Annotated in this window: 16 protein-coding genes and 2 pseudogenes; 7 read left to right on the top strand and 11 right to left on the bottom strand. The window is 37.7% G+C overall.

The window, feature by feature from the left end:
* The 3 genes and pseudogenes from HT691_RS08615 to HT691_RS08605 form a co-directional block, all read right to left on the bottom strand.
* Nucleotides 1-217 (bottom strand): annotated as a pseudogene (locus tag HT691_RS08615) (IS1380 family transposase); the annotation flags it as partial.
* Between the two features lie 174 nt (nucleotides 218-391).
* The gene (locus HT691_RS08610) at nucleotides 392-529 is read right to left on the bottom strand and encodes a hypothetical protein (protein WP_023933419.1); all 138 of its coding nucleotides are present in this window, start codon (nucleotides 527-529) and stop codon (nucleotides 392-394) included.
* Nucleotides 530-549: 20 nt separating this feature from the next.
* On the bottom strand, nucleotides 550-1281 hold the full coding sequence (locus tag HT691_RS08605; RefSeq protein WP_001281647.1) for a cyclase family protein: 732 nt from the start codon (nucleotides 1279-1281) through the stop codon (nucleotides 550-552).
* Nucleotides 1282-1535: 254 nt separating this feature from the next.
* Between HT691_RS08605 and HT691_RS08600 the strand changes: the two genes are divergently transcribed.
* Nucleotides 1536-2072: a BioY family transporter gene (locus HT691_RS08600; RefSeq protein WP_023933417.1), complete on the top strand. Its 537-nt coding sequence runs from the start codon at nucleotides 1536-1538 to the stop codon at nucleotides 2070-2072.
* Nucleotides 2073-2450: 378 nt separating this feature from the next.
* Here HT691_RS08600 and HT691_RS08595 read toward each other — a convergent pair.
* Nucleotides 2451-2987 (bottom strand): annotated as a pseudogene (locus tag HT691_RS08595) (Rgg/GadR/MutR family transcriptional regulator); the annotation flags it as partial.
* Nucleotides 2988-3110: 123 nt separating this feature from the next.
* On the opposite strand from HT691_RS08595, the gene HT691_RS08590 reads away from it, so the two are divergent.
* Nucleotides 3111-3452: a metal-sulfur cluster assembly factor gene (locus tag HT691_RS08590; RefSeq protein WP_001206380.1), complete on the top strand. Its 342-nt coding sequence runs from the start codon at nucleotides 3111-3113 to the stop codon at nucleotides 3450-3452.
* 256 nt (nucleotides 3453-3708) lie between these two features.
* Here the strand turns inward: HT691_RS08590 and ilvD are convergent, their stop codons facing one another.
* From ilvD to HT691_RS08560, 6 genes are all read right to left on the bottom strand, one after another.
* Entirely contained in the window at nucleotides 3709-5412 is a 1704-nt protein-coding gene (gene ilvD, locus HT691_RS08585) for a dihydroxy-acid dehydratase (protein WP_000137354.1), read from the bottom strand.
* A gap of 213 nt (nucleotides 5413-5625) precedes the next feature.
* Entirely contained in the window at nucleotides 5626-6558 is a 933-nt protein-coding gene (locus HT691_RS08580; RefSeq protein WP_000986378.1) for a transketolase family protein, read from the bottom strand.
* Nucleotides 6555-7412, bottom strand: coding sequence for a transketolase (locus HT691_RS08575; RefSeq protein WP_023933413.1), 858 nt, complete (start codon nucleotides 7410-7412; stop codon nucleotides 6555-6557). Before HT691_RS08575 ends, HT691_RS08580 begins: the two co-directional genes overlap by 4 nt.
* 3 nt (nucleotides 7413-7415) lie before the next feature.
* On the bottom strand, nucleotides 7416-8762 hold the full coding sequence (locus tag HT691_RS08570; RefSeq protein WP_138700507.1) for a PTS ascorbate transporter subunit IIC: 1347 nt from the start codon (nucleotides 8760-8762) through the stop codon (nucleotides 7416-7418).
* A gap of 12 nt (nucleotides 8763-8774) precedes the next feature.
* On the bottom strand, nucleotides 8775-9059 hold the full coding sequence (locus HT691_RS08565; protein ID WP_000912478.1) for a PTS sugar transporter subunit IIB: 285 nt from the start codon (nucleotides 9057-9059) through the stop codon (nucleotides 8775-8777).
* A 3-nt stretch (nucleotides 9060-9062) separates the two neighbouring features.
* The gene (locus HT691_RS08560) at nucleotides 9063-11093 is read right to left on the bottom strand and encodes a BglG family transcription antiterminator (protein WP_000460930.1); all 2031 of its coding nucleotides are present in this window, start codon (nucleotides 11091-11093) and stop codon (nucleotides 9063-9065) included.
* A gap of 180 nt (nucleotides 11094-11273) precedes the next feature.
* On the opposite strand from HT691_RS08560, the gene HT691_RS08555 reads away from it, so the two are divergent.
* The 5 genes from HT691_RS08555 to HT691_RS08535 all read left to right on the top strand — a co-directional run bounded on the left by HT691_RS08555 (nucleotide 11274) and on the right by HT691_RS08535 (nucleotide 13764).
* A complete protein-coding gene (locus tag HT691_RS08555; protein WP_162199234.1) occupies nucleotides 11274-11423 on the top strand; it encodes a hypothetical protein in 150 nt (49 codons plus the stop codon).
* 25 nt (nucleotides 11424-11448) lie between these two features.
* Nucleotides 11449-11625, top strand: a complete 177-nt coding sequence (locus tag HT691_RS08550) for a PTS ascorbate transporter subunit IIC (protein ID WP_033607100.1) — start codon at nucleotides 11449-11451, stop codon at nucleotides 11623-11625.
* A gap of 147 nt (nucleotides 11626-11772) precedes the next feature.
* Entirely contained in the window at nucleotides 11773-11955 is a 183-nt protein-coding gene (gene rpmF, locus HT691_RS08545) for a 50S ribosomal protein L32 (protein WP_000290417.1), read from the top strand.
* A 15-nt stretch (nucleotides 11956-11970) separates the two neighbouring features.
* Entirely contained in the window at nucleotides 11971-12120 is a 150-nt protein-coding gene (gene rpmG / locus HT691_RS08540; protein ID WP_001265622.1) for a 50S ribosomal protein L33, read from the top strand.
* A 522-nt stretch (nucleotides 12121-12642) separates the two neighbouring features.
* Complete coding sequence (locus HT691_RS08535) at nucleotides 12643-13764, top strand: Fic family protein (RefSeq protein ID WP_001066336.1); 1122 nt, start codon at nucleotides 12643-12645, stop codon at nucleotides 13762-13764.
* Between the two features lie 309 nt (nucleotides 13765-14073).
* Here HT691_RS08535 and HT691_RS08530 read toward each other — a convergent pair whose 3' ends face one another.
* The gene (locus HT691_RS08530; protein WP_138701522.1) at nucleotides 14074-15675 is read right to left on the bottom strand and encodes a type I restriction-modification system subunit M; all 1602 of its coding nucleotides are present in this window, start codon (nucleotides 15673-15675) and stop codon (nucleotides 14074-14076) included.
* Nucleotides 15676-15945 lie beyond the last annotated feature (270 nt).

Below are 15945 nucleotides of genomic sequence, written 5' to 3'. Positions count from 1 at the left end.
GAAAGAGGAACTGGACAAGGATATCTGAATCCGAATAACGACAGTAGCGGCGTTGGTCATTCGTTACTAAATACTTAGAAATCCGCTCTTTTAGTTTCAACTGGGAAAAAAGTTCCTGAAAAAAGATAAGACCACCATACTGGGTGAAATGACCTCCATCGAAAGATAGTTGGTAAAAAGACTTGTTTTGGAAGTGATGATTTGGTAAACTGTTCATGTGAGTTTCCTTTCTTTTTGTGTTTTTTTCTACACTTATACCATAAAGGTGAAACTCTTTTTTGTCTAGTAAAAAACACCCATTGGGTGAAAAAAGAAACCATCCAGGATCTAAGCTAAGGCAAGGATTCTGGAGGGTTTTTAGATTAGGGGTGAATAATTGGGGTTTAACTTACTATTCACTCAAATCATATTCATACTCAATTTGGCTGATATCACCAGCTGCGAAGGCTTCACGCGCTTGAACAAGCGCTTTTGGACGAAGGAAGGAACCAACATGATCTACTCGGAAAGGTGCGTGTGTATGTGTCATCTTTTTCTCCAATTCTATTTCTAAGGTAAAATTGCTAAAGCACGAACAGGCGAACCAGTCGCTTGATTCCAGTTAGGGAAACTGATACTAATCAGGGCACTTGTAGCAGGCACTTGATTTAGGTTGGCTAATACTTCTACCTGATAAATATCCTGCTCCAAGAGATAGTATTCATTGAGAAGCCCATGCTCAGCAGCAGGAATGCCTGCATCAGTGTCAAAAGTCTCATGACCGACGGCCTTGACCTGACGTTCATGAATCAAAAATTCTAAGGCTTCTCGGCTCCATCCAGGACTCTGTTGCACCCCATTTTCATCAAGATTACGCATAGCATCTTGATCAGGCCAACGTTTGGACCAGTCTGTCCGAAAAGCTACAAAAGACTCTGGCAGGATTTGTCCATGTTCCGCTTCAAAGTCCAAGATATCTTGCTTCGTCAAAATATAGTTTGGATTTTCAGCTACTGCTGCCGACTTATCGATAACAAAAAGAGGCAAAAGCAAGTCCTTGAGGTCAATCTCCTCCAACCAACGACCACCTTCAACAAAGTGAATCGGAGCATCAATGTGGGTACCGTACTGACCAACCACAGAAAACTGTTGCACATGGAATCCATCCTTCAAAGTGAATAAATCCTTCTTTTCCAAGGCTGGAAGAGCTGGGAAATGCGGGCTATTTTCATCAATACGATGGCTTAGATTGACCCATTTCTTTGATTTTAACGTTTCATAAAGCGATAATAAATCAGACATGACAGAACCTCCTTGATAGAAACATAGTTTCAAACTATATCAGTTGTAATAGATGCTTCTATTATACCAGCAAAGGATTCCCTAAACAAGCATTTATCGATTATATCGCATTACTCTTTTCTTGAGGTATATATAGTTTTAAACTATACCTTTCGACTGCCACACTATTTGTTACCTATGTTTAAAAATAAAGTTGACAATCTGTCAAAATCCATTATAATAATTACCATAAAAACAAAAAGAGGTTGACAATCTTGAAAAAATCATACACCTTAGTTCTTCCAGCTATCGGGGCTGCCTTGATTGCTGTGCTGGCTCAGATTACCCTTCCCCTTGGTCCTGTTCCCTTCACATTGCAAAATTTAGCGATTGGGCTAATTGCTACTATCTTTCGTCCTCGTGAAGCTCTTCTATCTGTAGGCCTCTACCTCCTTTTGGGTGGAATCGGTCTTCCTGTCTTTGCTGGGGGAAGTGCTGGTTTTCATGTCCTGGTCGGACCAAGTGCAGGCTACCTCTGGTTTGATTTGCTTTATGCCGGAGTGACCGCCTATCTGACCCATCCCAAAACCAGTCCCCCTAAAATTTTTCTGGCCAATCTACTAGGAGATAGTCTTGTTTTTGTCGGTGGCATCCTGGGACTACATCTCTTATCGGGTATGCCTCTAGCACAAGCTACTACAGTCGGTGTCCTACCATTTATACTCCCTGACCTTGGAAAACTAGTAACCATCACCCTACTTAGCCAACCTATTTTTAGAAGTTTGAAAGGACAAGGCTATTTTCAACAATAATAAAAAGAGGCTGGAACAAAATTCCGACCCCAAATATAAAAAAACGAACAAAACTATTTTTCTGGTAATCAGAATTTTGTTTTGTTCGCTTTTTTATTCAATTATAGATTTGAATAGCTTAATAGTTAAGGTTTTAAAAATTGAAATCTTTTTATACACGATTGTTTAAAAAGTTATCGCTACATCATTTTCAGTAACATGATAACTAAGCTCCTTAACATTGATATCAGCCATTGCCCTCATCCAGGAAATTGCGGATGAAGTTTGGGGCTAATACTCTTCGAAAATCTCTTTAAACTTTGTCAGCGTCGCCTTGCCGTACGCCAGTACTGCCTTCGGCTATCTTCCTTGTTTGCTTTTTGATTTTCATTAAGTATTACGTACCATCTCTCTAACATACCTAGTGAAAAGAGAAGCAGATAGAAATTGTGAACTGACTGAAAATAAATTGAGTTCATAGATTCCCCAAATCTCGGTAGAAAACAAATAATCATGAAGGACTTTCCCTTCCTCTGCCGTTAACTCTACCGTATCATCCATGCTCTTCATATAAGACTTAATCATAATGGCATTTAAAATATGTTTCTGTTTGTTTTGAGAATGGACATGCTTTTGATACTCCTTGCGATACAAGTCCTCAAGAGGAGCTATATTCTTTGGATCCAAGACATCTATGATTTCTTTTCTCAACTCAGAATCTGTATCATACTGAAAACCTCTCGCCAGAAAGAGAATTTCCTCTACACTGGCAGATATATTTCCCAAGGCAAATAGAAACTTTTCCACCGAAAGCTCACTCTGACCTGTTTCAAAGCGGGACAACATAGACGGCGAAAATTGTCCCCCGGTTGCTTGTCTCAGTGAGATATTTCTTGACTCTCGTAATTGTCTAAAGACTTTTCCAATCTGCTCCATAGACTTCCCCTTGATTCCGTATTTTCTTCATTTTATCATATTTTTCAGAAAATTCATCAAAAGCTTGCCAAATTGTCAGAGTTATGAGAAAATAGGGGATATTTATCATGTGGAGGGACTGTAATGAGAGAGGATATCAAAATCAATGACCGTGCTTTGGCCTTGCAAGATCAAATTATCGAAAAACTAGAGAAGGTTTTTGATACAGATGTGGAATTGGATGTTTACAATCTAGGGCTGATCTATGAAATCAATCTGGACGAAACAGGTCTCTGCAAGATTGTCATGACCTTCACTGACACCGCCTGTGATTGTGCCGAAAGCCTGCCTATTGAAATCGTTGCAGGTCTGAAACAAATCGAGGGGATCGAAGATGTCAAGGTTGAAGTTACCTGGTCGCCTGCTTGGAAAATCACACGAATCAGTCGCTATGGCCGTATTGCCCTTGGACTACCACCTCGTTAATCAGACCAATCACTTTTAAAGATGAAAAAAGCAAGCCGAAAATGGCTTGCTTTTTGATACTCAATGAAAATCAAAGAGCAAACTAGGAAACTAGCCGCAGGTTGCTCAAAACACTGTTTTGAGGTTGTGGATAGAACTGACGAAGTCAGCTCAAAACACTGTTTTGAGGTTGTGGATAGAACTGACGAAGTCAGTAACCATACCTACGGCAAGGCGACGCTGACGTGGTTTGAAGAGATTTTCGAAGAGTATGAGTTTATTTTTTACCTGACTTGTCCATATTCCAGAAGTCTGTCACGGCTCCGCGTGAAGCAGATGATACGATGTGGGCATATTTACCGAGGACACCACGGCTATAAAGTGGTGGCAAGGTTGTTTCTGCCTTGCGTTTTTCAAGTTCTTCTTCGGATACGGCCATGGAAATTTCTTTGGTATCTTGGTCAACCGTAACGATATCGCCTGTACGAAGATAGGCAATTGGTCCACCATCCTGAGCTTCAGGAGCGATATGTCCAACAACCAGACCATAAGTACCACCAGAGAAACGTCCATCCGTCAAGAGGGCCACCTTGTCTCCTTGACCTTTACCAACGATCATTGAAGAAAGGGACAGCATCTCAGGCATACCAGGACCACCCTTAGGTCCAACGAAACGAACAACGACTACATCGCCATCAACGATTTCATCTGTCAAAACAGCCTGAATGGCATCTTCTTCTGAGTCAAAGACCTTAGCTGGCCCAACGTGACGACGCACTTTAACACCTGATACCTTGGCAACTGCACCGTCAGGAGCAAGGTTTCCGTTCAAGATGATAAGCGGACCGTCCGCACGTTTTGGATTTTCAAGTGGCATGATAACTTTTTGACCTGGTGTGAGGTCTGCAAAGTCAGCCAAGTTCTCAGCAACTGTCTTACCAGTACATGTGATGCGATCTCCATGAAGGAATCCATTTGCCAACAAGTACTTCATAACCGCAGGGACACCACCGACTTCGTAGAGGTCTTGGAAGACATACTGACCAGATGGTTTCAAGTCGGCCAAGTGAGGCACACGCTCTTGGATCGTATTGAAGTCCTCAAGTGACAAGTCAACATTGGCAGCATGGGCAATGGCAAGCAAGTGAAGAGTGGCGTTTGTAGAACCACCGAGAGCCATCGTCACAGTGATGGCATCTTCAAAGGCTTCACGAGTCAAGATATCTGATGGTTTGAGACCAAGCTCCAACATCTTAACAACAGCACGTCCTGCTGCTTCGATATCTTCTTTCTTATCAGCTGATTCAGCTGGGTGAGATGAAGAACCTGGCAAACTCATACCCAAAACTTCGATAGCAGTCGCCATGGTATTAGCAGTATACATACCACCACAGCCACCAGGGCCAGGGCAGGCATTACATTCAAGACGTTTCACGTCCTCAGCTGTCATGTCACCGTGGTTCCATTTTCCGATACCCTCAAAGACAGAAACCAAGTCAATGTCTTTGCCATCAAGATTTCCCGGTGCAATCGTTCCACCATAGGCAAAGACTGCAGGGATATCCATATTGGCAATGGCAATCATAGATCCAGGCATGTTCTTGTCACAGCCACCGATAGCGACGAAGGCATCCACGTTGTGACCACTCATAGCCGCCTCGATGGAGTCCGCGATGATGTCACGAGATGTTAGAGAGAAACGCATACCAGGCGTTCCCATAGCGATCCCGTCTGCTACGGTAATAGTTCCAAACTGTACAGGCCAAGCGCCTGCAGATTTGACACCTTCTTTAGCCAGTTTCCCGAAATCATGCAAGTGAATGTTACATGGTGTATTTTCCGCCCAAGTCGAAATCACTCCCACAATCGGTGTTTCAAAGTCCTTATCTGTCATACCAGTCGCACGAAGCATAGCACGGTTTGGTGATTTTACCATACTGTCATAAATGCTACTGCGGTGACGTTTATCTAATTCAGTCATTTGTTCCCTCCCATTTCAGTTTTTACTATTATAGCACATTTTAAAAGCAATGAACAGAAGAAAATTCTATATACATATGAAATATTTAAAACTAAAAACAACAAAGCGGATTAGGGCACTTTCTGATGACCAGAATATGCTTTTTAATCCGCTTTCTTTAAATAACGTACTGTAATTGTTACAAAAATTCTTTCAGAACAGTGTATTCAACATCTATCTTGCATTATAAATTTCTAGAACTTTCTCTTTTATATTCGATTCACTCAAACCATACTCATTAAGAAGATAATCCACTTTCCCTACTTGACCGAATCTTTCTTGAACACCCATCCGATGAATTTTTGTTATTCCATCATCAGAGAATAATTCACATAAAGCACTGCCAATTCCACCTATCTGATTGTGGTTTTCTACAGTAAATATAGTTTTTCCACTTAACATTGTTTTTATCTGTTCTGGTATCGGTTTGATTCTAAATAAATCTATCACACCTACTGAATAACCTAATTTAGACAGTTCATCTGCAACTCGAATACTTGGAGCAACCATTATGCCAGAAGCAACGATTACAAGATCTTCCCCGTGTCTTAACTCAATGTAGCCTTTAGAAAAATCTTCTCCACCTTGATAGACAGCCTCTGGAGCTTTTCGAATTGTTCGAATATATTTTAGTCCTTTTAATTCTAATGTCTGGTTCAAGATTTCACGAAATTGGATATCATCAGTTGCTTCGAAAATGATCGATTTAGGAATTAAACGTAACAATCCAATTTCTTCAAATGGCATATGTGTCCCACCATTCATTTCCGCAGTTACTCCTGCATCTGATCCAATAACAGTGGCATCCAATTGTGCGTATCCAAGAGAAATAAATAATTGATCAAATACTCTTCGTGAAGCAAAAGGGCCAAATGTATGAAGATAAGGTCTAAACCCCTGAATAGACAAGCCTGCTGCAAGGCCGACCATTTCTGCTTCCATAATCCCAACATTCACATAACGGTCTCCAAAGTCCTTTTCAAGATTATGAGTAGCCATCGAACTTGACAAATCGGCTTCTAAGACTACTATATCAGAATCACTTTGATTAGCCTCTAAAAGGAAGTCTCTATATACATGCCGTAATTCTTTCGTGCTTCTCATCATTCTGTTTCCTCCAATTCCTGACTTAATCTTTCTACAACTGAAGTTAACATTTGTTTCTCCTCTACAGTAGGGCGAAGATGATGATTGGATTTCATTTCTTCCAGCTCTTGAACCCCTTGACCTTTAATAGTATCTAATACAATGCACTTAGGTGATGAATTATTTGACTGTTTTAATTGGACAATCCCTTCATAAATTTCTCTAATATCTGAACCCTTGACCCTAATGGATTCAAATCCAAATGCTGAAAATTTTTCTACGAAGTCACCTGGATTACAAATATCCTTTGTAAAACCATCTAATTGTTTTTTGTTATCATCAACAAATACAATTAAGTTGGATAACTGTTGCTGAGAAGCAAACTGTATAGCCTCCCAACATTGTCCCTCATTTAACTCACCATCTCCAACAATAGCATAGGTATAAAAGGGACTTTTTCTTATTCTCTGACCATATGCAAGTCCGGTTGCAACACTAATTCCCTGTCCTAAAGAGCCAGTTGTCATATCTATGCCCGGCGTTAGATTTCTATCAGGATGAGACGGTAATTTGGTTCCATTTGTATTTAAAGAATATAAGAATTCTTTGTCAAAGAAACCATTCAAATAGAGTGTACTGTATAGAGCTGGTCCTACGTGACCTTTTGATAATATGAAATAATCTCTATCTCGTGCTGCAAATATTTCTGGAGTCATTGGCATTATTTCACCATAAAGCACTGCTAGAACTTCTACGATAGACAGACTTCCTCCGTAATGTCCGAATCCAAGATGATTCAATGTTCTAAGAGTATTTAATCGGATGTTAGTCGCAAATTTTCTTAACTCATCTTCTCTATTTTCACTTAAAATCATCCCTTACTCCTCCTTTGCAGATGGCTTTTTAATAAAGGATACTCCAAACATAACTGCTAGAATAAGAACAAGACCAATCACAATGCCTGCTTGTGAACCAAATTGATTTAACATTCCTAAAATAATTCCTGATAGACCAAAATCTGCATCTGAGAAAGTTGATCCTTGGAAACCAAGTCCTCCCAAAACTGGCATTAAAAAGACTGGAAGAAAACTGATTAAAATACCTTGTAAAAATGCTCCAATAATGGCTCCACGAACACCACCAGATGCATTCCCAATGACACCTGCAGTCGCTCCACAGAAGAAATGAGGTACAACGCCTGGTAAGATAACAACCGTTCCTGAAGCAATCATAATTGCCATACTTACTAAACCACCAACAAAACTAGAGATAAATCCAATTAGAACTGCATTGGGTGCATAAGTATAAACAATCGGACAATCCAAAGCAGGTTTTGAATTAGGTACAAGACGCTCTGAAATACCTTTAAAGGCTGGAACAATTTCACCCAAAATAAGGCGAACACCTGCTAAAATAACAAATACACCTGCTGCAAATTGACCTGCTAATTGTAAAGCATAAACTAGACCACTTGTACCACTACTGATTTCTTTTTCTATATATTCTGACCCTGCAAAGATAGCTACAATAATGTAAATAACTGCCATGGATAAAGTAATACTAACAGTACTATCACGTAAAAAAGCTAAACTCTTTGGAAACTTAATGTCCTCTGTTGATTTTGATTTGTCACCGATAAGGCTACCAGTAAAACCACTCAACCAATATCCCAAAGAACTGAAATGACCTAAAGCCACCTTGTCATTTCTAGTTAATTGAACCATATATTTTTGCACAAATGCTGGGGAAATACTCATAATAATACCGAGTGCTAATCCTCCTAGTAAGATAAGAGGCAAACTTGTAAAGCCAGCAACTGATAAAATGACTGCAATCATACACGCCATATATAGAGTGTGGTGCCCTGTTAAAAAGATATATTTGAATCGAGTAAAACGAGCAATTAAGATATTGAATACCATACCTGCAAACATAATCATTGCAGTAGCTGAGCCATATGTTGTTAAAGCTACAGCTACAATTGCTTCATTATTCGGCACAACGCCAGATAAATGAAAAGCATGCTCAAACATGGTACCAAATGGATTCAAAGAATTTTGTACAATTCCTGCACCACCAGATACAACTAAGAAACCAACAAAGGTCTTAATTCCACCTTTAATAATATCAGGTAATTTCTTCTTCTGAAGAACTAATCCTAAAATTGCAATTAAAGCTACTAAAATAGCTGGTGTACTAACAATATCCAATATGAACTTCATCATGACGCTAGCCTCCTATATAAGTCCTTTTTCTTCACAAATTTTAGTAATTAATTCTCGTAGTTCATCCATATCAATAATACTATTTAAGATACGAACATCTCCAAGATGACTAGCTGAATCAGCTAGATCACGACCAACAATCCAAATATCAGCTACATTTGGATCTGCTCCACCTAAATCATAATGTTCAACTTCTACATCCGAAACATTCAAATCACTCAATACAGATTCAATATTCATCTGTACCATAAAACTTGAACCTAATCCTGAACCACAAGCTGTACCAATTTTTAACATTATCTAATCCTCCTGTTTAATTATCATTTTAATGTCATCATAGTTTTTTGATGATATTAAAGTTTGAACATGATTTTTATCTCTTAAAATTGTTGTTAAATGTGACAAAGCCTTTAAATGACTCTCATTATCAATGGCTGCAATACAAATCAACAATCTTACCTCTTGTTCTGGATTATCCAATAAATAAATCGGTTCTTCCAAAACTAACATTGACATTCCTATTTCATTCACACCTTCATCTGGCCGAGCGTGAGGAATTGCTACTCCCTTCCCTAAATTAATAAAAGGTCCAAACTCTTCTACTTTTTGAATCATTGCCTCAGGGTAGTTCTCAGTTATCTTATCTTGATCCAAAAGCGGTTTAGCTGCTAAACGAATCGCCTCCTTCCATCCTAATTTTTGCGAACTAACCTGATAGGTTTCTTTGGTAATAAGTTGTTCTAGCACTGGTACAATTTCCTTTCTATCATTTTTTTGATAAAGATAATTCTTTAACGCCAATCTTAATTCCAATTCTTGTGTAATAATTCCATATCTTTTGACAATATTCAGGATTTGTTCAATCTCAAAATCTCCATACTCTAAATTCGGAAAATCTTTTAACACTAGTTCTACTAGTTGTATTGCTTGCTCTTCAGTCATCATAACCGAAACTAGATAATTTGGCTTTTCTGTCTCCACCTTTATGGTAGAAAAAACCATATCATAGTCACTACTAGCTTTCACCTGTAAATCATCAATCTTTGAGGTTCCTATAAACTCAATTTGAGGAAATAATGCTAATAGATTCTCTTTTAACATCAATGAAGAACTAACACCATTAGGACAAATGATTGCTGCTTTATACCATTTTTGAGGCAAAGTATCTGCTTTCTTTAAATAACCTCCGAAATGGATAACAAAATATGCTGTTTCACTATCAGGTATGGGATTGTCAATAGCGTCCATCAAGGGCATCAAAGAATCTTTGACTAATTCAAATAAATCAGGATAATGTTCTTTAACATGCAATACATATTCATTTGAACTAGGTAGGCCGAACTTTAATCTATAGTAAGCCGGTATAAGGTGGCGGCGAAGATTTTCTCTCAATCCTTCCCTTTGTTTAAAATGTAACAAAGAAATATCTTCCATTCTACTTATAATAGCCTCTGTTAATTGATTAAAGTAAACCGGAGCAACATCTACTTCACCTTCAAAGCAACTTGATAATAAAACTGTGATATAGCGATAATCATCCTCAGAAAACACCGTATCTATAATTCCCAAATCAACCACTGTATCCAATAAAATAGTGGTTATATCTTGAATAACAGGAGATACTAATGTCTCTGAAAGACATACTCTTTCAACATCCCTTTGATACCTACACAGAATGAATACTAAACCGAAAAGGTAAACTTTTAATTGATTAACAATAGGTACTAGCTGTAGCTTCTCATAATAATCTTTAACTACCTGATTTATCAAATCATAAGTTAATGAATACCCCCAACTGGATAAAACATAATCCAAACCCCAAATCCCTATGGAGGATTCCAGCAACTCACTAACCATTTGAAAAGCTAAGCGGTGCTTATTCCACTCTGAACCGTGTAAAGTATAACCTTTTGCTCTACTGTACCCTAGCTCCAAATCATTATCTAACATAATCTTTCTTAATGATTGAATATCAGATAAGGTTGTATTCTTACTTACTTTCAAAAAGTCTTGGTAATGATTATTCGATATAAAATCTAATCGGCAAAAAGTGTAAAGATAGATTAAAGCTAAGCGAGTCGACTTTGGTAAAACCAATTCATCCGACTTAATAATATCTGTCAAAGACTGCTTCGTACGATTTGATAAACTATAGCGACCTTGTTTTTTATCCAGCACTATCCCTTTATTAGCTAGATAAGGCACTAAATAATCTATTCCTTCTTTGACTTCCTTTATAGGTAAGCTCACCTTAACAGATAATTCATATAATGATAGCTCACAATGATCCATCAAAGTCATCAAAATAACTAGTGCTCTATAATCAAACATTTCTCTTCCTTTCTAACTACAATTATAGTGTAAAAGTTATAAGAATAAAAGAGTATTTGAGCACAATATAATCTCACCTTTTAAAAGAAATTATTGGGCTGAAAGTTTTTAGTGATTATTTTCAACTTTCTATTGACTTTTAAAAACAAAGTGATATCATTTAGATATCAAATAATGGGAATGGTTGAAACGACACTGGAACGGCTCAATGAAGGGGAATTGGTAGAGATTGACGAAGAACGAAAAGCTGCCATGGTTTCAAATCTCCTTGTCGTTCTTTGTGGCAATCATGATGCACAACCAATTGTCAACACGGGAAGTCTTTACTAAAGATGGTTGAAGCTAAAAAAAGCAGATCCCCCTTCGACTCTCAACAAAGTTATACGCTGCACTCACATCATGGGCAGAAGATGACTTTCGTTCAGTCAATGGGCAAATCGAATATCTCCTCACAGAATGTGTCAAACAACGGAAGAAAGACGGAAAATACGTATCAGAAACCATTGACGAACCATTTGAGATTGATATTTAACACCTTCTCCTGTCTGCCGTGCCGAATAGGAGAATTTTTTCATCTTTTTTTGTCAAGTAACTTTACTTTACAAAAAAGTTTTGATATACTATTAAAGTTGATGAAAATCAAACCTAACTGAATTATATCTTAAAAGGAGAAATTAAAATGGCAGTACCTGCACGTCGCACTTCAAAAGCGAAGAAAAACAAACGTCGTACACACTACAAAGTAACAGCTCCATCTGTAAACTTTGACGAAACTACTGGAGATTACTCACGTTCTCACCGTGTATCACTTAAAGGATACTACAAAGGACGTAAAATCGCTAAAGCTGCATCAGCTGAATAATAGAAGGGAGATACCATGCGCGTAAATATTACACTTGAACACAAAGAATCTGGTGAACGCTTGTACCTTACTTCTAAAAACAAACGTAACACTCCAGACCGTCTTCAATTGAAGAAATACTCACCAAAACTTCGCAAACACGTTGTGTTTACAGAAGTGAAGTAAGCATTCAATACGAATCAATACAGAAGAAAAACGCTGATTCAAGCGTTTTTTCTTTTTGTTAATTTCAGTACATTGCAATGAGAATCATTCGAATGACTACATTATTGATAATATTTGTTAAGCCATCAAAAGTAATTAACATTTCATAACGAGTAATCCTATTTAAACTCGTCTCGCTATCTATTTTTTCTTATCTCTGTGTTATAATGAAATAAAACAAACATTTATATTCCGTTTTTAGCATCTCATTAAAATTGTTCAACATTAATCCTTTCAATCTATACTTAATGAAGATACACACTTTTAATCAAACTTAAACTCTAAAAATATTTACATTACTATTTTAAAAAATATCATAAAATCAAAGATTTAAATTGACAATCCAGTTTACTTTTTTACTTGATTTTCATATACTTGTCAATATACCTTAGAAATATAATTCAAGTACAGGTTATAGTCACTCACTACATTGGCTTTCTATAATAAAAATATTGAGAAAAAATTTTAATAGGAATTATAAACATGAATAATACATTTAAAAACATACCTAAACCCTATTTACCAGAAAAACTTCCATTTGACTATACTTCAATATATACAGATCCACAAATAATTAGATTAGTTTCTAAAGCAGGTATAGCTATTGGAACCTATGAAGGATTTTTAGCATCTATTATCAATCCAATGCTACTAATTTCACCATTGCTCAGCCAAGAAGCCGTCCTTTCCTCAAAACTTGAAGGTACTCATGCAACTCTAGAAGACCTACTAAATTACGAAGCAGGTAATAAGGTTGATATAGAACGTGATGAACTACATGAAATTATTAATTATCGAAAAGCACTTTTTTATGCTCTCGAAAATATTACTACAATTAATGACAATAACTCTAGAGGGTTACCATTATCTAATAGAATAATAAAAGAGATGCATAAAATTCTATTGGATAACGTTAGAGGAAGCAGCAAGAATCCAGGAAATTTTAAAAGAACTCAAAATTACATTGGAAGTAGAGCAACTATCTCTTACACACCAGTTCCGCCAGAACAAACTACGGAGTATATGTCCAATTTAGAACAATATATGCATCATGATGATTTAGACTTATTAGTTCAATCAGCTATTGTACATGCTCAATTTGAAATGATTCATCCATTCGAAGATGGTAATGGTCGAATAGGAAGATTGTTAATCCCACTGTTTCTTTACTACCAAGAATTGCTATCTTATCCTACATTTTACATGAGTTCATATTTTGAAAGTGATCGATCACTATATATCTCTCATTTATCAAACATCTCTAAAAATAATAACTGGAAAGATTGGTTTAAATACTATTTGGAAGGAGTAATTTTCTCAGCAGAAGAGAGTACAAAAAAGGCACAGGATATCTTAAATCTTTATAATAAGATGAAAGAAGAAATAATACCAAAATTGAATTCTGTCTCTGGTATTCAACTTCTTGATTTCATTTTCTCTTCTCCAATTTTTAAAGCAAAACAAGTCAGCAAACACCTCAGTATCTCTGAACGTACTGTATATACATTATTAAATAAATTAATTGATGAAGAATTTCTTTCAACAGACTCTGCTCAAAGAAATCGTACTTACTTTTGTCCACACCTGCTAAGAATAGTTCAATAATTTTATATTGAAGCTCATCTTCGTTTTGCTTCACTTCTACTTTCTTTCGTGAAGTAAAAACGGNNCCGTTTTTACTTCACGAAAATAATACACACTTTACTTATTTTGTTTTAGAAAAATAACATCACTTCTCAAAAAGTTAGTCATTATCTTTATGTTAAGGATTAAATTCTGTATTTGATAGGACTGAATCCTTTTAGTTTAGTTCTAATTCGATTTTTACTTAGATAATCAATAACAAAAATGACAATAGATTTTCTACTGTCATTTTATTTTTCTAAATTTTTAGCAGATTATTCTCACAAGTCTCTAAACCTCTTTCAACTTTTCGAGATAGGCGGTTAATTCTGCTTGGGCTTCTGGTGTTGTGCCTACTAGCTGGCTGCGCATGTGTGCGAGTCTGGCTTCTACCTCTCCAATCTCTTTATCAATCTCTGCGAGCTGGTCGGCGAGGTCGGTTAGGGGAACTACGGGTTCTTCCTCAAAGGTATCGACATAGCGTGGAATGTTGAGGTTATAGTCATTTTCGACAATTTCTTCAAAGCTGGCTAGATGGGAAAACTTCTCGACATTCCCACGTTTTTGATAGGTCTCCAAAATCTTGGCAATATGGTCTTCGGTCATATTGTTTTGATTTTTCCCTTTTTCAAACTCTTTTGAAGCATCGATAAAGAAGACATCCTTATTGGTGCGATTCTTTTTAAGGATAATAATGGTTGTCGGAATAGAGGTATTGTAGAAGATATTTGCTGGCAAGCCGATAACTGTATCAATAGCGCCTTCTTCTAGCAGGTGCTGGCGAATCTTCTGCTCGGCTGCTCCTCGGAAAAGGACTCCGTGGGGAAGGACAATGGCCATGACCCCATTATGCTTGAGGTGGTAAAAGCCGTGAAGAAGGAAGGCAAAATCTGCTTTTGACTTAGGTGCAAGAACTCCATAACTTGAAAAGCGAGGATCTTGCAGGAAGCCACTATCTGCTGACCACTTCAGTGAATAGGGTGGGTTCATCAAAACCCCATCAAAGTCTGTTGGCTCGGTAGTCGGCCAATCTTCATCTAGGGTATCGTGGTTACTGAGGTGATAGTTCTCAATCGCGACCCCATGAAGCATCATATTCATGCGAGCAAGGTTGAAGGTCGAAGTAATCAACTCCTGACCGTAGTAAGAAATCGTCGAAGCTTCCTTACTATAGCGCTTGGCATTGAGCAAGAGAGATCCAGAACCCATGGTCGGGTCGTAAACTGACATCCCCTTTTGATGCTCCCGCCCTGCAAAGACAATCTGGGTCATGAGGTGAGAGACTGCTTGAGGTGTATAGAACTCTCCAGCCTTTTTCCCAGAATCACTGGCAAACTGGCCAATCAAGTACTCATAAGCATCACCCAAGATATCACCAGCATGACCAGACACATTGAGGTCGTTGAGCTGTTTCATAACCTCAGAGATGGTCTTGTTTTGCTTTTGTGGGGTGTTTCCTAGCTTTTTCGCATAGAGGTCGATATCTTCGAAGAGATTTTCAAATTTTTCATTGGCCTGCTCGATATCACGGAAACTTTGGGCTAGGGATTCTAGTTGGAAGGTTCCTTCATGGATAGACTGAACCAGCTTGGTGAAGGTTAGAGAAGGCTCAATCACATAGCCCAACTCGTCATTTAAGACCTCGATGAGGTCTTCACGGACATCTGCATCCGCAAAGTTTTCCTCGTAGAGAAGCTGGGCTTGCTGGAAGGACTCAAAGGGCTCGTCCAAATTATCGCAGACGGATTGGAGGATGTTGTCGGATAGATATTTGTAGAAAATCAAGCCCAAGAGGTAGGACTTATATTCATTGGCTTCCATCTGGCCACGCAGGATATCTGCCGCATTCCAGAGGGATTGGTAGAGTTCTCTTGATAAATCTGTTTGTGACATAGGGTCTCCTATCAATTTATGTTGTTAGTAGTATTCCATGTTTTAAAATATTTTTCTTTTTTATATCTTCCTTAAATAGTGCGGACGGGAGGTAAAATTATCCAGTGGATGATTTTAGAAATCCAAGGAATTTCATCCCTAATTTTTGAGCACTTCGCCCTTTCATTGACATGCTCAGGCTAAAATAGTTCCCCGAACTATTTTACTCTCCAAAATCCCATCCTATACAATAACTTTGTTATTGTATAGGATACCACCATGGCGGAAAAT

This window comes from Streptococcus sp. 477, assembly GCF_013277295.1.
GTDB classification, from domain to species: domain Bacteria; phylum Bacillota; class Bacilli; order Lactobacillales; family Streptococcaceae; genus Streptococcus; species Streptococcus pseudopneumoniae.
Note: the sequence above shows the minus strand (reverse complement) of the source record. Positions and strands in the feature narration are given on the sequence as shown.